We start from the raw sequence: 17,009 nt of genomic DNA, 5'->3' as shown, positions 1-17,009 counted from the left end.
CGTGCCAGCGGGTTGGGGGGCTGTGTTGCACCCCTGAACAGCGCTCCCCGGCACAGCACTGCCTGCCATCTGGCACGGGGGATCAGCAGGCTCTGATCGACGCCCACCGGCATGACCGGGGCGCGTCGGGCAGGGGTGAGGCGGACCCATGCGTGATGCTGGACGGCGACGGGCGGAGCGATGCTCGTTGTGGATACGAGGGGCAGTTGGCTCCTGCGGTCGCTGCTCTTGCAGTGCTCGACGGCGTCTATACGTGGTGGTTCGTGGGGTTGCTGCCGCAGGGTTCGTGCCTGTCGTGGGATCGCGGTGGCATGCAGCGAGGCCGGAATCCCGTGCCGAGGACGGCGTTTGAGGATTCCGGCCACACCGGGGTCAGGATTAGCCGTGCAGGGTGGTGAAGTTGATCTTTCCGCTCTGCATCTGGGCGTTGTGCGGTGCGTTCAGACCGCCGTCGATGACGTACAGCCGGCCGTCACGCACAGCGGTGGCGCTGGGGGAGGCCAGGCCGTCCGCGTGGGTCAGTACTGTGCGGACCTTGCCGTCCGGGTAGATCACCGACACCTTGTCCGGGGCGTTCTGGGCAGCGAAGACCACGTCGGAGCGGTCGTTGAGAAAGCTGAAGTCGTCCACGCCGTTGATGTTCCTGGTGATGGTGTGGATCCGGCCGGCCTTGCCGTCGGCCGTGACCGGGATGCGCAGCAGGCTGTCCTTGGCGAGGTTGGAGACCCAGACGGCACCCTTGTGGAACTTCAGACCGTTCGCGCCGAAAGGCACCGCCTCGGACGTGACGGGGGCCAGGGCGGGGTCGGTCAGCCATGCCTTCGCCTTGCCACCCTTGACGGGTACGGCCCAGATGGTGCTCTTGAGGCTGTCGGCGACGTAGATGGTGCGCCCGCTGGGGTCGAGAGCCATACCGTTGGGAAGCCCGTCGGTGGGCAGCGCCGCGAGGCGCTGGGGGCTTTTGCCGGGCGCGATCTTCCAGACGCCGGCGCGGGAGGCGTCGGAGGACCACACGAGGTAGTAGACCGTGCCGTCCTTACCGCGCGTGTTGCCGGTTATGCCGTCGCCCTGCGGCGAGGTGGCGAGGACCGTCCGGTGCCCGGAGGGCGAAATGCGTATCAGCTGGGGCGCCTTGTGGGCCGCGGCACCGATCATCGACAGGGTCACGGAGCGATCCGGGTTGAACGTGATGTTCTCCGGGATCTCGCCGGCGTTGTAGTCGAACTTGGCCACCGTCTGGACATCGCTGACGACGCGCTGCTGGTGGTGCGTCGGGGTGGCGGCGAAGGCGGAGGGCGCGGCCACCAGGACCGCCGAGGCCGCGATGGCGACCGCGGCCGGCCGGATCCTCTTCTTCAGAGAGAGCGAACTGTGGGACATGTAGCTTTCCTTGCGTTGCAGCCGCTCGCCGGGCGTGAATGCCGGGCAGGCGTGGGAAGGTCACAAACGGGGACTGAGCGACGGCCCGCTCCGAGGGGCTCATCGCGGTAGCGCAGAGAGCCAGGTCGAGAGGGCTGGAGAACCGGCTTGTCCGGTGTTTGCCCTGATGGCCGATCGCCTGAATGAGTCTGGCAGCGGAGAGGGCACAGGCGCCACACAGAAGGGGGGCCGTGTCACACCCCTGAACAGCGCTCCCCGGCAGGGCGCCCCCTCTCACCGCGAGCGAGGCGGAGGCGGAGGCGACGACGTCGCACTCTCCGGAGTGCTGCTTGGTCGGTGACAGCGACTCGTGGCCTTGTGTGTCGAGGCTGCAGCACCGCCGACCAGGTGTGCCCCCTCGCAATGGAGGACTGGACCCGCCAGGCCGCGGGGACGGGCCGGCGTACGGCCCAGGACACGCCGTCGCCGATCTCGGCAACCTCGGGAATCAGGAGGGCGCAGGACCGTCCTGCGCGGTGGCCGACGGACGGTCGGGGTGCGTCGTGGCGGTCGGTGACTGCTGAGAGCCGAGGAGGTCGAGGAGGGCCAGGGCGTCGTACTCGGGCGTGTCCGGCTCGGCGAAGTACGCGACCAGGCGGTGACCGGGTGTGTCCTCCAATTCCATGGACTGGTAGCCGAGGGTGAGGTCGCCGACCTCAGGGTGGTGGAAGGTCTTGCGGCCGTGCGAGCGGCCCTTCACGTCGTAGCGTTCCCACAGGCGGGCGAAGTCCGGGCTCTTGAGGAGGAGTTCACCGGCCAGACGGGCGAGATCGGGGGCGTCGGGATCGGTGCCCGCAAGTCCGCGGAGGCGGGCGACGCAGCTGCGGACCTGATTGCTCCAGTCGTCGAACAGCTCGTGGGCGGCAGGATGGAGGAAGACGTAGCGGGCGATGTTGCGTTCCTTGGCCGGCCAGCCCTCCATCCCGGCGAGCAGGCGCAGCCCGCCCGGGTTGTGCGCGAGGATGTCGGTGGTGCGGCCCGCCACGTATGCGGGGTACGGGCGCAGGGCTTCCAGTAGCAGATTCACGCCCGGCCGTACCGCCCGTGACGGGGCGGGCCGGGGCTCGGGGACGCTGCGGGCAGCCATGATCGCGAGGGTGCGCAGGTGCTCGTGCTCGTCGTCCTCCAGCCGCAGGGCGCGGGCGAGGGCGTCGACGACGGAGGGGCTGGGCCGGGTTTCCTTCCCGCGCTCGAGGCGCGTGTAGTAGTCGATGCTGATGCCGGCGAGGGTGGCCAGCTCCTCGCGGCGCAGCCCGGGTGTGCGCCGCAGCCCGGATCCTGCCGCGAGCCCGGCCTCGGCAGGCGTCAGCCGAGAACGGCGGGCGCGCAGGAAGCGCCCCAGCTCGGTGCCGCCGTCGGTGGTGTGCTCACGTGTCATGCCTTTCAGTGTCCCCAGGCAACCACATATGCGGGAGGAGCGTGGGGAGCCCTGTCACTCCCCCGAACGGCACTCCCCGGCACGGCACGGCCTGCCACGCCGCGCGTCACTCCCGCACGCTGGATTCCGGTGCTGAAAACGGCTGGCCAGGAGCGCTCATCGTCTTCATCACCACGCACGTGGTCCAGCGGTGCGCGAGAGCGCAGGCAATCAAGAGGTTGGGGACATGAGCAAAGACACGAAGGAAGTAGTCGTCGTCATCGGCTCCGGCAGCATCGGACGTGCCATCGCTCGCCACGTCGGCGCCGGCCGCACCGTGCTGCTCGCCGACTACAGCGTGAAGGCGGCCGAGGCCGCCGCCGAGCAGTTGCGGGGCGAGGGGTACGACGTCACAACCCGGGTCATCGACGTCTCCGACCACGCCGCGGTCGAAGCACTGGCCGACGCGGCCGCCGCTCTGGGTCCGGTCACCCAGGTCGTGCACACCGCCGGCGTCTCGCCCACCCAGGCGAGCATCGAGCGGATCCTGCATGTCGACCTCGTCGGTACGGCGATGGTCCTGGACGCGTTCGCCCGGGTCGTCGCCCCCGGCGGCGCTGGCATCGTGGTCGCCAGCATGGCCGGGCACCGCGAGAGCCCCTACGCGCCCGAGATCGAGCACGCGCTCGCCACCACCGAAACCTCGAAGCTGCTGGGACTGCCCTTCCTCCACGCCGAGCAGGTCGGCACCACCGTGCACGCCTACGCACTCTCCAAGCGGGCCAACGCGCTGCGGGTGCAGACCGCCGCGGTCGCCTGGGGCAAGCGGGGCGCCCGGATCAACGCCGTCAGCCCCGGCGTCATCATCACGCCGCTGGCCCTGGACGAGCTGTCCGGGCCCCGCCAGGAGTGGTTCGAGCAGGTGCGCAAGGTCTCAGCGGCCGGACGCTTCGGCACCCCCGACGAGGTCGCCGACGCGGCCGCCTTCCTCCTCGGCCGCCAGGCCGGGTTCATCACCGGCGCCGACCTCCTCATGGACGGCGGCGTGACCGCGGCCCTGCGTACCGGCGAACTGACCACCCCCTGAAGGCAGAAAGAGAACCCATGACCAAGGCACCCATGACCGTCCTGGTCGTCGGCGCGACCGGCAGCATCGGCCGCCTCGTCGTGGCCGAGTCGATCGCGCGCGGGCACACCACCCGCGCCCTGGTACGCGACGCCGCGAAGGCCCGGCACCGGCTCCCCGCCGAGGCGCAGCTCGTCGCAGGCGACGTCACGCAGCCCGACACATTGTCCGAAGCCCTGGCCGGCGTCGACGCCATCGTCCTGACCCTCGGATCGCACGGCGGCGCGCACTCCTCGCCGGAGAGCGTCGACTACGCAGGAGTCCGCAATGTCCTCGCTGCCCTGTCCGGGCAGAAGCCCCGCGTCGTGCTGATGACCGCCATCGGCGTCACCGCGCGCGGCAGCGGGTACAACCACCTGCTCGAATGGAAGCGCCGCTCGGAGCGGCTCGTGCGCGCCAGCGGCCTGCCGTACACGATCGTGCGGCCGGGCTGGTTCGACATGAACGCACCCGACGAGCACCGCCCTGTCTTCCTTCAGGGAGACACCCGCCGCTCCGGTACCCCTTCCGACGGCGTCATCGCCCGCGAGCAGATCGCGCAGGTTCTGGTGCAGGCCCTCACGGCTCCCGGGGCTGAACGCCGCACCTTCGAACTCGTCGCGGAACACGGCCCCGCCCCCAGCGACCTGGGCCCGCTGTTCGCCACGCTGGAGCCGGACGCACCCGGCGCCCTGGACGCGGTCCGGGACGAGGACAACATGCCGCTGACGCAGGAGCCACAACGCGTCCGCGACGACCTCGACGCCGTCAGGACACCCGCCGGCGCCTGACCAGGTGGCCGACCCGATCGGCGCCGCCACTTCGGCGTCGGCACTCGCTGGACGAGATCAACACCATCCCCGAAAGGCAGCACACCTGCCCATGGCAGAGAACCAGACCCCCGCACAGAAGCTGATCGGCGACACCGCTCCGAAGCTCGTCGAGCTGACCGACGAGGTGCTGTTCGGTGACGTGTGGGCCCGCGAGGAACTGTCCCCGCGGGACCGCAGCCTGATCACCGTGAGCGCGCTGGTGGCCCTGTACCGCACCGAGCAGCTCGGCTCACATCTGCGCCGCGCGCTGGACAACGGCCTGACCCAGGACGAGCTGGCCGAGGCCATCACCCATCTGGCGTTCTACGCCGGATGGCCCAGTGCCATGAGCGCCATCACCCAGCTGAAGGCCATCATCGAGAACCCGGCCACGCCCCGCTGACCGGGTCCGTGCGAACAGCCCCTGCGGATACTCATTCCGCAGGGCACACGTGTACGGCGGAGGGCGAAGCCACCGCGATTGAGATCCCGCGCGGCGGCCTCAGCCGGCCAGGACCGACTCCCGGTCGAGCCGCACCATCACGTCGTACTCCGGTGTGCCAGGGGCCACGTGGTACGCAACCAGGCGCTGGCCCGTGCCACCGTCCGGCTGGAGTGAGTGGTAGCCGAATGTGAAGGTCCCGGCCTCGGGATGGTGGAACGTCTTGGTGCCGTGGCTGTGGCCCTTGACGTCGTACCGTTCCCACAGGCGGGCGAAGTCCGGGCTCTTCGCGAGGAGTTCGTCGACGAGGCCGGTGAGGTCGGGGGCATCCGGTTCGACCCCGGCGAGAGTGCGCAGGCGCGCGACGCAGCCGCGAATCTGGTTCTCCCAGTCGTCGAAGAGGACGCGGGCCGTCGGATGGAGGAAGACATAGCGCACGATGTTGCGCTGTCCCTCCGGCCAGTCCTCCAGGCCGGCCATCAGCCGCAGCCCGCCGGGGTTGGTCGCGAGCAGGTCCATGGTGCGGCTGACGATGTGCGCGGGGTAGGGACGCATGCTGTCCAGGAGCAGCTGAAGACCGGGGTCCACGGCCCGGCCGAGCACTGCGGCCGACGGTTCCGCCGATGCACCACGCGCGGCGCATGCAGCGAGTTCGCGCAGGTGTCGAACCTCGGCCTCCTCCAGCAGCAGCGCGGAGCCGAGCGCGTCGACGACCGACGGGCTGGGGTTGGTCTCCCGGCCGCGCTCCAGCCGCGTGTAGTAGTCGATGCTCACTCCGGCCAGCGTGGCCAGCTCCTCCCGCCGCAGACCCGGCGTCCGACGCAGTCCCGCGCCCTGTGGGAGGCCCACGTCGGCTGGGCTGACCCGGGCGCGGCGGGCCCGCAGGAAGTTCCCCAGCTCACTGCTGGTGTTCCTGCCTTTGTGCTGCTCAGGTGCCATGCGGTCCAGTCTGGCAGCCGTGTGACCAGGGTGGCAGCCGCGTGGGGGGCCGTGTCACACCCCCTGACACTGCTCTCCTGCACAGCAGGTCTGCCACCTCAGGAGCCCGGTCGCGGACGGCTGCACGCTCATGTTCGCCGCCGCCTCCGTCACCTACGGTCTCACCCCTGACCTGGGCGTCCTGGTGGCCGCACAGCTGCTTCAAGGTGCCGGTGCCGCGGTGATGGCACTGGGCCACGCCGGACCTGGTCCGTCAGGCGCACCCGGACCCTGCGCCGACGCCATGGCCGTCGCCGTCTTCGGTGCTCTGGTGGCCGTCTTGGCTGTACGGCCTTGGGGGGGGGAGCCTGCTCACCGCCGAGGCGCCGCTGATTCCGGGACCACGGTGGCCGGCCTGCTCCTCCGGCCCGGCACCCGACACTGATCCTGGTGCGCGGTGCTCGCACCCCACCCGCCTGCTCGGATACACAGGCGGCGACCGCTACCGATTGAGATGCGCGCTGTGGAGTACGCGGCGACGCATTTCCGCGTACCCCAACCTCTCCGCTGTGGCCACCGCCGCGAGGATGACCACGACACCTGCCAGGGCAGCCACCGGCGGGAGCAGCCCTGCCATCGGGGCCCAGGCGAGAAGCAGGCACAGTCCGAGCAGTCGGAAGCCGCCCCACGCCTTGAGCATGATCCGGCCGAACAACAGCAGCCCGCCGACGTACAGAGCTGCCCCGCCGCACAGCGCCCAGCCGTAGAACGCGCCGAGTGCCTTGCCATCGTCTGCGTGGGCGACGACTGCCTCGATGCCGAGAGCCGTGACGACGATGCCTGCGGCGACGGGGAAGTGACCGTACCCGTAGGCGCCTACGGCCAGGGTGAGGCGGGCCGGGCCCTGGGACTGCTCGAGCTGGTGTTCGCCGATGTGGGTGGAAAGGTCGAAGTACAGCCACCACAGCCCAGCCGCGGCGCCGACGCCCAGAACGGCCGCTGCCAGCAGGGGCGCGCTCATCGGGTGACCGGCGGCGCCCGCCCCCATGGCGAGCAGGGACTCGCCGATCGCGATGATGACGAAGAGCTGGTGGCGTTCGGCGAAGTACGCGGCGCTGTGGATGCGCCAGCTGCCGCGCCGGGACGTCGCGTACACACCGCCCCAGTCGACCGCGATGGCCGCCGCGAACAGGGCCGTCTGCGTGTCACCGCCCATGATCGCGCCCACGATCAGCAGTGCGGCTCCGCCCAGGACCGGTGGCCAGGAGACCGCGACCTGCCGCACGAGCCCGCGGTCGCCGCGTGCGAGCCTGGCGTAGACGACCAGGTGCACGCAGCGCACGAACAGGTAGGCACAGGTCAGGACCAGTGGGCCGGGCAGCCCGCCGGGGAGGTCATGCCATGCCTCGGGGATCGTGAGGGCGACGACGAAGACACCGGCCATGGCGAGAGCCATGCCGGCACGCACGATGCCGAGGTCGGCGCGAGCCTGGTTGCCCAGCCAGGCATAGGCCGACCAGGAGAACCACACCAGCGCGAGTAGCAGCATGCCCTGGAGCGCACCGGCGCTGCTGTGCGCGTGCGCCATGTACGCGGTGATCTGGGTGAGCGTGAAGACGTAGACCAGGTCGAAGAACAGCTCGAACGTCGTGACGCGGCCGGTGCCGAGCACGGCACCGCCACCGGTCAACTGTCCGTTCCCCGACGGGCCGCCGCCCTCGTCGGTCTGCGCCGCCCTCACGTCGACTGTCCTCCGGGTGTGTCATGGGTCATGGAATCAGGCTGACCACACGGCATGGCTACGGCCAACGAGCCTCGGTCGGCAGAGTGATGCAGAGCGGGATCACCAGGTCGTGGCGACTGCCCGGAGTGCGGTCCAGGCACCGCCCTCGCATGCGTAATCCATGGTCAGGCGCAGCCGCCAGTCGGCATGCGCGCCGTACACCGTCGCGTCGGTGACGATCCGTCCGACGAGCCGGGCTGCGTCGCCTTCGGTCTCGACCGTCACGTCCTTTTCGTCGATCGCGTGGTAGACGAACCGTCCGGCGCGCATCTGGGCGAGCCACTCGGCCTTCGGCTGTACGTACCCGGTGATGTGGGTCAGGGTGAAGCCGCCGTCGAGCAGATCGTCGAGAGCATCGGTGTCGCCGTCCGTCATCGCTCGGAGGTACGCGCGGTAGGCCGTGACGACCTCGTCATGATCGGTGGAGACGGGGGGAGTGGTCACAGATGGCTCCGGGACGGTGGGGGACGAATCAGACACAGATGTCAGGAGGAGGACGCAGCACCGTCCTGTGCGGTGGCCGACGGATGAGCCGGCTTCGCCGTGCCGGTCGGTGTCGGCTGGGAGCCGAGGAGATCGAGCAGGACGAGGGCGTCGTACTCGGACGTGTTCGGTTCGGCGTAGTAGGTGACCAGGCGATGGCCGGGGGTGCCCTCCAGCTCCATGGACTGGTAGCCGAGGGTGAGGTCGCCGACCTCGGGGTGGTGGAAGGTCTTGCGGCCGTGGGAGCGCCCCTTGACGTCGTAGCGTTCCCACAGGCGGGCGAAGTCCCGGCTTTTGAGGAGGAGTTCACCAGCCAGTTGGGTGAGGTCGAGGGCGTCGGGGTCAGTTCCTGCGAGAGTGCGGAGGCGGGCGACGCAGCCACGGACCTGGTTGCCCCAGTCGTCGAACAGGTCGCGGGCGGTGGGGTGGAGGAAGGCGTAACGGGCGATGTTGCGGTCCCTGGCCGGCCAGTCCTCCATCCCGGCGAGCAGACGCAGTCCGCCGGGGTTGTGCGCGAGGATGTCGGTGGTGCGGCTGAGCACATGCGCGGGGTACGGGCGCAGGCTCTCCAGCAGCAGCTTCACGCCCGGACGAACCGTCCGTGAGGGCGCGGTCTGCTGCACGGGGGTGCTGCGGGCGGCGCGCGCGGCGAGGGTGCGCAGGTGCTCGTGTTCGTCGTCCTCCAGATGCAGGGCGCGGGCGAGGGCGTCGACGACGGAGGGGCTGGGCCGGGTTTCCTTGCCGCGCTCCAGGCGGACGTAGTAGTCCACGCTGATTCCGGCGAGGGTGGCCAGTTCTTCGCGGCGCAGCCCGGGCGTGCGCCGCAGCCCGGAGCCTGCCGCGAGTCCGGCCTCTTCGGGGGTCAGCCGGGCGCGGCGGGCGCGCAGGAAGCGCCCGAGCTCGGTGCCCTCGTTGGAGGTGGTCTCACGTGTCATGTCCTCCAGTGTGGACATGCCGTGACCTGCACGGGAGGCATGTGGGGGGCCCTGTCACTCCCCCGAACGGCGCTCCCCTGCACAGCGCGGCCTGCCACCGGAGGGCTCGGGCACGGAGAGTGGATAGCGCGGGAGCTGTGCCGCAACCGGGCACCCCGCACACCGAACGGAGCACACACCCCCATGAAGCACATCAAGCTCGGCGAGCTGGACGTCTCCCGCATCGGGCTGGGCGCGATGCCGATGAACGCGTTCTACACCGGCAAGGACACCGACGAGGCCGAGGGCATCCGGACCATCCACCGGGCCATCGACCTGGGTATCACGCACATCGACACAGCCGAGGTGTACGGGCCCTTCACCAACGAGGAACTGGTCGGCAAGGCCCTCAAGGGCCGCCGCGACCAGGTGGTCCTGGCGTCGAAGTTCGGCTTCGTGTCCCACACGGGCCGTGAGGGCCTCGACAGCAGCCCCGCCAACATCCGCATCGCTGTCGAGGGCTCCCTGAAGCGGCTGGGCACCGACCACATCGACCTGTACTACCAGCACCGCGTCGACCCGGACACCCCGATCGAGGAGACCGTCGGAGCGCTGGCCGAGCTGGTCGCCGAGGGCAAGATCCGGTACATCGGGCTGTCCGAGGCCGCGCCCGCCACGATCCGCCGCGCTCACGCCGTCCATGCCGTCACCGCCCTTCAGACGGAGTACTCGCTGTGGTCGCGTGAGCCCGAGGCGGAGATCCTGCCGACGACCCGCGAGCTGGGCATCGGCTTCGTGCCGTGGTCCCCGCTCGGGCACGGCTTCCTGACCGGTGCGATCCGCTCGACCGACTGGTTCGACGACGACGACTTCCGCAAGAACAATCCCCGGTTCCTGCCCGGCAACTTCGAGAAGAACCTGAGCATCGCGGACGAGGTCAAGGCTGTCGCCGACGAGGTGGGCGCCAGCCCCGCCCAGGTCGCGCTCGCCTGGCTGCTCGCCCAGGGCGACGACATCGCCCCAATCCCGGGCACCAAGCGGGTCGTCCACCTGGAGGACAACGCCGCCGCCGATGCCGTGGAACTGACCGCCGAGCAGATCGCCAAGCTGGGCAGCCTCACCCCGGCAACGGGGGAACGCCTGGACGAGCAGTCCATGCAGCTGTCCAACCGCTGACCCCCACCTGCATCGCGTTACAGAGCACACCCCGCCAGGAGCACTTCGTGGAGATCCTCAAGAGGCAGCCCACCAGCAAGGCACCGGCCGACTGGTTCACCGGTGACGTGTGGTGGGACGTGATCTACGCCGGTCAGGAGCCATCTAGGGCCCGGCTGAACCTGGTCCGGTTCGCGCCCTGCGCGCGGACCGACTGGCACTCCCACGCCCTGGGCCAGACCCTGCACATCGTCTCCGGCATCGCCCTGATCGGCGGCCGCGACGGCACGGTCATCGAGGCCCGCCCCGGCGACACCGTCCACACCCCGCCGGGCGAGGAGCACTGGCACGGCTCGGCCCCCGACGCCTTCATGGAGCACCTCGCCCTGTGGGAGGGCAGCGGCCCGGACGGCGGCCCGGAGACCACCTGGCTGGAGAAGGTCACCGACGAGCAGTACCGCGCGCCGCGCACCCCCGCTCACTGAACGCCCCGCAGGAAGGGAACGACTGCATGCGGACCACCACCCTCGGATCGGACGGTCCCGAGGTCGGCGTGATCGGCCTGGGCTGCATGGGCATGAGCTTCAGCTACGACGTGGCCACGCCGCGCGACGAGGACACCCTGATCGCGGTGATCCACCAGGCCCTCGACCAGGGCATGACCCTGCTGGACACCGCCGACGTGTACGGGCCCTTCACCAACGAGGAACTGCTCGGCAAGGCCCTGAAGACCTGCCGGGAGCGGGCGGTGTTGGCCACCAAGGTCGGCGCGCTGGACCGGGACGCTGACGGCAACCCGGTGCGCGGCAACAACGGCCGTCCCGAGCACATCCAGCGCTCGATCGACGAAAGCCTGAAGCGCCTGGGCACCGACCACGTCGACGTCTACTACCTGCACCGCGTCGACCCGGACGTACCGATCGAGGAGAGCGTCGGCGCCCTGGCCGAGACCGTGCAGGCAGGCAAGGCACGCGCGATCGGTCTGTCCGAGGTCAACGTCGACCAGATCAAGCGCGCCCAGTCCGTCCACCCCGTCACGGCCGTGCAGTCGGAACTGTCACTGTGGACCCGCGACTGGATGACCGAGGTCCTGCCCTACTGCGCGCAGGAAGGCATCGCCTTCGTGCCGTACTCGCCCCTCGGCAGGGGCTTCCTGACAGGCCGGTTCACCTCGTACAACGATCTGCCGCAGGACGACTCCCGGCGTGGCCTGGCCCGCTTCCAGCAGGAGGCGCTGCGGCAGAACCTCGGCATCGTCGACCAGGTGAAGCAGATCGCCACACGGCTCGGGGCGACGCCGGCACAGGTGGCGCTGGCCTGGGTGCTGGCCCAGGGCGAGTACGTGATCCCCATCCCCGGCACCAAGACCCCCACGTACCTGCTGGACAACGCCGGTGCCGCCGACATCGAGCTGAGCCCCGGCGACCTGGCCGCACTCGACGCCCTGCCCGTCCCGCAGGGCGGCCGCTACCTCTGACCCCACTACGGAGAAACACATTATGCGAGCAACAGTGATGTACGGCGCCGGAGACGTCCGCGTCGAGAACGTCCCCGACCCGAAGATCCAGCACCCCAGCGACGCCGTCGTCCGCGTCGTACGCTCCTGCATCTGTGGCAGCGACCTGTGGCCCTACGCCCAGATGCCCGCCACTCCGGAAGGGCGGCGCATGGGGCACGAGTTCCTCGGGGTGGTCGAGGAACTGGGTTCGGACGTCTCGGGGCTGAAGCGGGGGGACCTGGTCGTCGCCCCCTTCGTATGGGCCGACAACACCTGCGACTTCTGCCGTGAGGGCCTGCACACGTCGTGCCGCGACGGCGGCCAGTGGGGCCCGAACGGCGTGGATGGCGGCCAGGGCGAGGCGGTGCGCGTGCCGCAGGCCCAGGGCACGCTGGTCAAGCTTCCGGTGGCCGAGGACTCCGCACTGCTGCCGTCCCTGCTCACCCTGTCCGACGTGTTCTGCACCGGCCACCACGGCGTGGTGACCTCCAAGGTCGGCCCGGGCAGGTCGGTGACGGTGATCGGGGACGGCGCGGTCGGCCTGTGCGCCGTCCTGGCGGCCAAGCGCCTCGGCGCCGAGCAGATCATCCTCATGGGCCGGCACAAGGACCGCACCGACCTCGGCCGGGACTTCGGCGCCACCGACGTCGTCGCCGAGCGTGGTGAGGAAGGCATCGAGCGGGTACGGGAGTTGACCGGCGGTGACGGTACGCACGCGGTTGTGGAGGCCGTCGGCGCCGAGCAGTCGATGCACACCGCCCTCGGCATCGTCCGCGACGGCGGCGCGATCAGCCGGCTCGGCGTGCCGCAGTACACCGACGTCCCGCTGGGTTTCCCCACGATCATGGGCAATATCACCATCACCGGCGGGGCCGCTCCCGCCCGCGCCTACATCGAGGAGCTGCTGCCGGACGTCCTCGACGGCACGGTCGAGCCGGGCCGCGTCTTCGATCGCACCATCGGGCTGGACGACGTACCGGACGGGTACCGGGCGATGGCGGACCGGACCGCGCTCAAGGTCCTCGTGCGCCCGTGAGGACCGTCAGCGAACGTCTGTAGCAGGTGAGGTGGCCGGACACCCGGCCGCCTCCGACATGTCGAGCAGCACCATCTTGTCGTGATCGGGAGTGCCGGGTTCGGCGTAGTAGGCGATGAACCGCTGCCCCTGAGTGCCTTCCAGCTGCATGGACTGGTAGCCGGGGGTGAGGTCGCCGACCTCCGGGTGGTGGAAGGTCTTGCTGCCGTGAGTGTGCCAGCGCACCTCGTAGCGCTCCCACAGATCTTTGAACTCCGGGCTCTTGCCGAGGAGTTCGGCAACGAGATCGGCCAGGTCGGGGGCGTCCGGCTCCAGACTGTGCAGTGCCCGCAACCTCCCTACCACCGCGCGCAGTTGCTCGTCCCAGTCATCGAACAGCTTGACGGCAGCGGGGTGTAGGAAGATGTAACGCACCACGTTGCGCTTCTCAGCCGGCGAGTCCGCCATCCCCGCGAAGAGTCGAAGCCCGCTCGGGTTGCAGGCGAGGATGTCCATGGTGCGGCTGATGACGTACGCGGGGAAGGGCCGCAGGCTCTCCAGCAGCAGCTCGGTTCCCGGCCGTACGGTTCGGGCGGGCTCTGCGTCGGTCTCCACCGGCGCGCTGCCCGCGGCCCGGGCGGCTAGCTCGCGCAGGTGCTCGTGCTCGGCCGGGTGCAGTTGCAGGGCGCGGGCGAGGGCGTCGACGACGGAGGGGCTGGGGTTGGTCTCCTTACCGCGCTCCAGGCGGACGTAGTAGTCGACGCTGACACCGGCGAGCGTGGCCAGTTCCTCCCGGCGCAGCCCCGGAGTGCGCCGCAGCCCGGTACCGGCGGGCAGTCCGGCCTCCTCGGGGGTCACCTGGTTGCGCTGGGCCCGCAGGAAGGTGCCCAGTTCCGAGCCGCCGTTACCGGCCTGCCGCTCACGTGCCATGCGTCCAGTGTGACAGGCCGGGCCCGAGGGGGCCATGAGCTGGGGCAAAGCGCCATGGGGCCGTGATCTGCGACAAGACCGCGTGAGGGGCCCTGTCACACCCCCGAACAGCGCTCCCCGGCACAGCGCAGCCTGCCACTACGAGCGCAAGGCCCGCAGGCTGGATCACGGGCCGCGAACCGCCCGGGCCGACAGGCCGCCTCGCCGCCCTCAAAACCTCCCCGTTCCGTTCCATCAGGAGATCTCCACGTGTCCTCTTCTCTCACCTCGGCCCCGCACTCCGGGAGCCCGGCCCGGCCCCACGGGGCCGGATGGGCGCTGGTGGCCGCGCTGCTGGGCTTCTTCGTGATGACGCTGGACGCCCTGATCGTCAACGTCGCCCTTCCGGAGATCGGCCGCGGCTTCGGGGGCGGCATCACCGGGTTGCAGTGGGTGGTGGACGGCTACACGCTGATGTTCGCCGCGCTCCTGCTCTCCGCCGGATCGATCACCGACCGCGTCGGGGCCCGCCGCGCGTTCGGCGTCGGGCTCGCCGTGTTCGTCGCCGCCTCCGCCGCCTGCGGCTTCGCACCGAGCCTCGGTGTGCTGATCGCCGCCCGGCTGGTGCAGGGTGCCGGCGCCGCGGTGATCGTGCCCGCCTCTCTGGCTCTGCTCCGCGAGGCGTACCCGGATCCGGCCCGGCGCGCCCGGGCGATCTCGATCTGGGCGATGGGCGGCTCGGTGGGCGCGGCGGCCGGTCCCGTGGCCGGTGGCGTTCTGAGCCTGGTCAGCTGGCGGATGATCTTCTTCGTCAACCTGCCCGTCGGTGTGCTCGCGCTCTTCCTCCTCGCCCGTACCGCTCCGTCGCCGCGGCGGGCCGACACCGGGTTCGACTGGGCGGGCCAGATCAGCGCGGTGGCGGCGATGGGCGGCCTGACATACGGAGCCATCGAGGCCGGCGCTGACGGCTTCACCGCCCCCCGGGTGCTGATCGCCTTCGGTATCGCAGTGATCGCCGGCGCCCTGTTCCTGATCACGCAGGCGCGCGGCAAGCACCCGATGGTGCCCCTGCCGCTGCTGAAGGCCCGAACGATGCTCATCTCGGCAGGCGTGGGCTTCGCCCTGAACGTCGGCTTCTACGGCATGGTCTTCCTGCTCAGCCTCTACCTCCAGCAGACCCGAGACCTGTCTCCGCTCGCCACCGGCATGGCGTTCCTGCCAATGACCCTGCTGACCGCCTTCATCAGCCCCAGCGCGGCCTGGTTCGCCGCCAAGTTCGGCCAACGGATGCCCATCATCACAGGGCAGCTCACGATGGCCGCCGGCCTGCTGGTCCTGAGCCTGGTACCGGCCTCGGCGCCGACCTGGCTGGTCGTCCTGCTGATGATCCCAATCGGCGCAGGGGGTTCCCTGGCCGTCCCGGCCGTGACCGCCCTGCTGCTCGACCGTGTCCCGGCCGAACGCGCCGGCATCGCGAGCGGCGTCCTCAACGCCTCCCGTCAGGTCGGCGGCGCCCTGGCCGTGGCCGTCTTCGGCGCCCTGATCGCCCAGCACGCCGGCTTCTTCCACGGCCTGCGCATCAGCCTGCTGACCGCTGCCGTACTGGTCCTCGCCACCACGGCCGCGAGCCTGCTGCTCAGGCCAGCGGGCGCCGCCGCACCCGCCCCCGCCAAGCCCCTCGAAAAGGAGGCGACCGCATGACCACCACGACTACCTGGACAGATGACGAACTCGACTCCATCGGCCACGCCGAGGAACTGGAGATCGCCTCACTGCGGCGCGACGGCAACCTCAGCAGCCAACGGACCATCTGGGTCGTACGCCTCGGCGACGACATCTACGTCCGCTCGGTCAACGGCCCCCGCTCCGACTGGTACCGCAGCACCCGCGTACGCCGGGAAGGCCGGATCCAGGCCGGAGGCGTGAGCGGGGACGTCGCCTTCGTCGATGCCGACGAGGAGATCAACGAGGCGGTCGACGCCGCCTACCGCACCAAGTACGGCCACTACGCCGCCTCCATCATCCAGGCCATCACCAGCCCCGAGGCGAGCTCCACCACGATGCAGCTCGTGCCTCGTGCATGAGAATCACCCCCCACAGGAGAAACCGTGTTCACCGTCAACGCCTACGCTGCGACGTCCGCAACCGCACCGCTCACCCCCACGACCGTCGAGCGCCGTGACGTCGGCCCGCACGACGTCCTGATCGAGATCAAGTACGCCGGCATCTGCCACTCCGACATCCACCACGCCCGCAGCGAATGGGGCCCGACGACCTACCCGATCGTCCCCGGCCACGAGATCGCCGGCATCGTCACCGAGGTCGGCTCCGAGGTCACCAAGCACGCCGTCGGCGACCGCGTCGGCGTAGGCTGCATGGTCAACTCCTGCCGCCAGTGCGAGCCCTGCAAGCGGGGCGAGGAGCAGTACTGCCAGAACGGCAACACCCTCACCTACGGCTCCATCGATGCCGACGGCACCCTCACCCAGGGCGGCTACTCCACCCACGTCGTGGTCAACGACGACTTCGTGGTCCACATCCCCGAGGGCATCGACCTGGACGAGGCGGCCCCGCTGCTCTGCGCGGGCATCACCACTTTCTCCCCGCTGCACCGCTTCGGCGCCGGCCCCGGCAAGAAGGTCGCGATCGTCGGCCTGGGCGGACTGGGCCACATGGCCGTCAAGCTCGCCCATGCCATGGGCGCCGAAGTCACCGTCCTGTCGCAGTCGCTGAAGAAGATGGACGACGGCCTGCGCCTGGGCGCCGACCACTACCACGCCACCGGCGATCCGGCGACGTTCGAGCAGCTGGCGGGCACCTTCGACCTGATCGTCAACACGGTCAGCGCCAAACTCGACCTGGACGCCTACCTCGGCCTGCTCGCTGTCGGCGGCACGATGGTCAACGTCGGCGCTCCGGCCGAGCCGCTGTCCCTGAGCGTGTTCTCGCTGATCATGCAGGGCCGCACGTTCGCCGGCTCGCTCATCGGCGGCATCCGCGAGACGCAGGAGATGCTCGACTTCTGCGCCGAGCACGCCATCGGCGCAGAAGTCGAGGTCATCCCCGCAGACAAGATCAACGAGGCGTACGAGCGTGTTCTCGCCTCCGACGTGCGCTACCGCTTCGTGATCGACACCTCGACGCTGGGCTGACCGGCAGCCCGGCCCCCTCAGACCGCCCCGTACGGGGAGCAAGTCCC

The 17,009-nt window shown here is 70.3% G+C and carries 17 protein-coding genes; 10 read left to right on the top strand and 7 right to left on the bottom strand.

All coding sequences use genetic code 11. The features are described 5' to 3' along the window. Window positions 1–378 precede the first annotated feature (378 nt). On the bottom strand, window positions 379–1,380 hold the full coding sequence (locus ACFC8N_RS08125) for an SMP-30/gluconolactonase/LRE family protein (RefSeq protein ID WP_376287420.1): 1,002 nt from the start codon (window positions 1,378–1,380) through the stop codon (window positions 379–381). Window positions 1,381–1,867: 487 nt separating this feature from the next. Continuing rightward, window positions 1,868–2,797, bottom strand: a complete 930-nt coding sequence (locus ACFC8N_RS08120; protein ID WP_376287418.1) for a helix-turn-helix transcriptional regulator — start codon at window positions 2,795–2,797, stop codon at window positions 1,868–1,870. Window positions 2,798–3,023: 226 nt separating this feature from the next. On the opposite strand from ACFC8N_RS08120, the gene ACFC8N_RS08115 reads away from it, so the two are divergent. From ACFC8N_RS08115 to ACFC8N_RS08105, 3 genes are all read left to right on the top strand, one after another. Beyond that, window positions 3,024–3,863 carry an SDR family oxidoreductase gene (locus ACFC8N_RS08115; RefSeq protein ID WP_356019838.1) on the top strand — a complete coding sequence of 280 codons (840 nt, stop codon included), beginning with the start codon at window positions 3,024–3,026 and terminating at the stop codon, window positions 3,861–3,863. A gap of 17 nt (window positions 3,864–3,880) precedes the next feature. Next, on the top strand, window positions 3,881–4,672 hold the full coding sequence (locus ACFC8N_RS08110) for an SDR family oxidoreductase (protein WP_376287416.1): 792 nt from the start codon (window positions 3,881–3,883) through the stop codon (window positions 4,670–4,672). Between the two features lie 91 nt (window positions 4,673–4,763). After that, window positions 4,764–5,096: a carboxymuconolactone decarboxylase family protein gene (locus ACFC8N_RS08105; protein WP_356019833.1), complete on the top strand. Its 333-nt coding sequence runs from the start codon at window positions 4,764–4,766 to the stop codon at window positions 5,094–5,096. Between the two features lie 99 nt (window positions 5,097–5,195). Here the strand turns inward: ACFC8N_RS08105 and ACFC8N_RS08100 are convergent, their stop codons facing one another. The 4 genes from ACFC8N_RS08100 to ACFC8N_RS08085 form a co-directional block, all read right to left on the bottom strand. Then, window positions 5,196–6,074 (bottom strand): helix-turn-helix transcriptional regulator, encoded by an 879-nt coding sequence (locus tag ACFC8N_RS08100; protein ID WP_356019831.1) that lies wholly within the window; start codon window positions 6,072–6,074, stop codon window positions 5,196–5,198. A gap of 481 nt (window positions 6,075–6,555) precedes the next feature. Continuing rightward, a complete protein-coding gene (locus tag ACFC8N_RS08095) occupies window positions 6,556–7,794 on the bottom strand; it encodes a low temperature requirement protein A (protein ID WP_376287414.1) in 1,239 nt (412 codons plus the stop codon). Window positions 7,795–7,896: 102 nt separating this feature from the next. After that, the gene (locus ACFC8N_RS08090) at window positions 7,897–8,280 is read right to left on the bottom strand and encodes a nuclear transport factor 2 family protein (RefSeq protein ID WP_362816578.1); all 384 of its coding nucleotides are present in this window, start codon (window positions 8,278–8,280) and stop codon (window positions 7,897–7,899) included. A 41-nt stretch (window positions 8,281–8,321) separates the two neighbouring features. Beyond that, window positions 8,322–9,254 (bottom strand): helix-turn-helix transcriptional regulator, encoded by a 933-nt coding sequence (locus ACFC8N_RS08085; protein ID WP_376287412.1) that lies wholly within the window; start codon window positions 9,252–9,254, stop codon window positions 8,322–8,324. Window positions 9,255–9,437: 183 nt separating this feature from the next. On the opposite strand from ACFC8N_RS08085, the gene ACFC8N_RS08080 reads away from it, so the two are divergent. From ACFC8N_RS08080 to ACFC8N_RS08065, 4 genes are read left to right on the top strand one after another with little or no spacing between them, the layout of a single operon-like run. Beyond that, window positions 9,438–10,409 carry an aldo/keto reductase gene (locus tag ACFC8N_RS08080; protein ID WP_376287410.1) on the top strand — a complete coding sequence of 324 codons (972 nt, stop codon included), beginning with the start codon at window positions 9,438–9,440 and terminating at the stop codon, window positions 10,407–10,409. Window positions 10,410–10,456: 47 nt separating this feature from the next. Continuing rightward, window positions 10,457–10,873, top strand: a complete 417-nt coding sequence (locus tag ACFC8N_RS08075; protein ID WP_376287408.1) for a cupin domain-containing protein — start codon at window positions 10,457–10,459, stop codon at window positions 10,871–10,873. Window positions 10,874–10,899: 26 nt separating this feature from the next. Continuing rightward, complete coding sequence (locus tag ACFC8N_RS08070; RefSeq protein ID WP_376287406.1) at window positions 10,900–11,865, top strand: aldo/keto reductase; 966 nt, start codon at window positions 10,900–10,902, stop codon at window positions 11,863–11,865. Window positions 11,866–11,887: 22 nt separating this feature from the next. Continuing rightward, window positions 11,888–12,922 carry a zinc-dependent alcohol dehydrogenase family protein gene (locus ACFC8N_RS08065; RefSeq protein ID WP_376287404.1) on the top strand — a complete coding sequence of 345 codons (1,035 nt, stop codon included), beginning with the start codon at window positions 11,888–11,890 and terminating at the stop codon, window positions 12,920–12,922. Between the two features lie 6 nt (window positions 12,923–12,928). Here ACFC8N_RS08065 and ACFC8N_RS08060 read toward each other — a convergent pair whose 3' ends face one another. Next, a complete protein-coding gene (locus ACFC8N_RS08060; protein WP_356019812.1) occupies window positions 12,929–13,831 on the bottom strand; it encodes a helix-turn-helix transcriptional regulator in 903 nt (300 codons plus the stop codon). A gap of 249 nt (window positions 13,832–14,080) precedes the next feature. Between ACFC8N_RS08060 and ACFC8N_RS08055 the strand changes: the two genes are divergently transcribed. Genes ACFC8N_RS08055 through ACFC8N_RS08045 form a run of 3 tightly spaced genes read left to right on the top strand, consistent with a single transcriptional unit; the run spans window position 14,081 to window position 16,962 of the window. After that, the gene (locus ACFC8N_RS08055; RefSeq protein WP_356019810.1) at window positions 14,081–15,511 is read left to right on the top strand and encodes an MFS transporter; all 1,431 of its coding nucleotides are present in this window, start codon (window positions 14,081–14,083) and stop codon (window positions 15,509–15,511) included. After that, complete coding sequence (locus ACFC8N_RS08050; RefSeq protein WP_376287401.1) at window positions 15,508–15,894, top strand: DUF2255 family protein; 387 nt, start codon at window positions 15,508–15,510, stop codon at window positions 15,892–15,894. The genes ACFC8N_RS08055 and ACFC8N_RS08050 overlap by 4 nt, the downstream gene beginning before the upstream one ends. Window positions 15,895–15,918: 24 nt before the next feature. Next, window positions 15,919–16,962 carry an NAD(P)-dependent alcohol dehydrogenase gene (locus ACFC8N_RS08045; protein ID WP_356019806.1) on the top strand — a complete coding sequence of 348 codons (1,044 nt, stop codon included), beginning with the start codon at window positions 15,919–15,921 and terminating at the stop codon, window positions 16,960–16,962. Window positions 16,963–17,009: the final 47 nt, after the last annotated feature.

The sequence above is a fragment of the Streptomyces sp. NPDC055966 genome (assembly GCF_042269865.1).
Classification (GTDB): Bacteria; Actinomycetota; Actinomycetes; order Streptomycetales; family Streptomycetaceae; genus Streptomyces.
The sequence above is the reverse complement of the archived record's forward strand: the minus strand, read 5'-3'. Positions and strand labels throughout refer to the sequence as shown.

Excerpts from the sequence above, each read along its gene's own strand:
- ACFC8N_RS08125 (WP_376287420.1), bottom strand. The coding sequence starts at position 1,380 with ATGTCCCACAGTTCGCTCTCTCTGAAGAAGAGGATCCGGCCGGCCGCG.
- ACFC8N_RS08120 (WP_376287418.1), bottom strand. The coding sequence starts at position 2,797 with ATGACACGTGAGCACACCACCGACGGCGGCACCGAGCTGGGGCGCTTC.
- ACFC8N_RS08115 (WP_356019838.1), top strand. The coding sequence starts at position 3,024 with ATGAGCAAAGACACGAAGGAAGTAGTCGTCGTCATCGGCTCCGGCAGC.
- ACFC8N_RS08110 (WP_376287416.1), top strand. The coding sequence starts at position 3,881 with ATGACCAAGGCACCCATGACCGTCCTGGTCGTCGGCGCGACCGGCAGC.
- ACFC8N_RS08105 (WP_356019833.1), top strand. The coding sequence starts at position 4,764 with ATGGCAGAGAACCAGACCCCCGCACAGAAGCTGATCGGCGACACCGCT.
- ACFC8N_RS08100 (WP_356019831.1), bottom strand. The coding sequence starts at position 6,074 with ATGGCACCTGAGCAGCACAAAGGCAGGAACACCAGCAGTGAGCTGGGG.
- ACFC8N_RS08085 (WP_376287412.1), bottom strand. The coding sequence starts at position 9,254 with ATGACACGTGAGACCACCTCCAACGAGGGCACCGAGCTCGGGCGCTTC.
- ACFC8N_RS08080 (WP_376287410.1), top strand. The coding sequence starts at position 9,438 with ATGAAGCACATCAAGCTCGGCGAGCTGGACGTCTCCCGCATCGGGCTG.
- ACFC8N_RS08070 (WP_376287406.1), top strand. The coding sequence starts at position 10,900 with ATGCGGACCACCACCCTCGGATCGGACGGTCCCGAGGTCGGCGTGATC.
- ACFC8N_RS08065 (WP_376287404.1), top strand. The coding sequence starts at position 11,888 with ATGCGAGCAACAGTGATGTACGGCGCCGGAGACGTCCGCGTCGAGAAC.
- ACFC8N_RS08060 (WP_356019812.1), bottom strand. The coding sequence starts at position 13,831 with ATGGCACGTGAGCGGCAGGCCGGTAACGGCGGCTCGGAACTGGGCACC.
- ACFC8N_RS08050 (WP_376287401.1), top strand. The coding sequence starts at position 15,508 with ATGACCACCACGACTACCTGGACAGATGACGAACTCGACTCCATCGGC.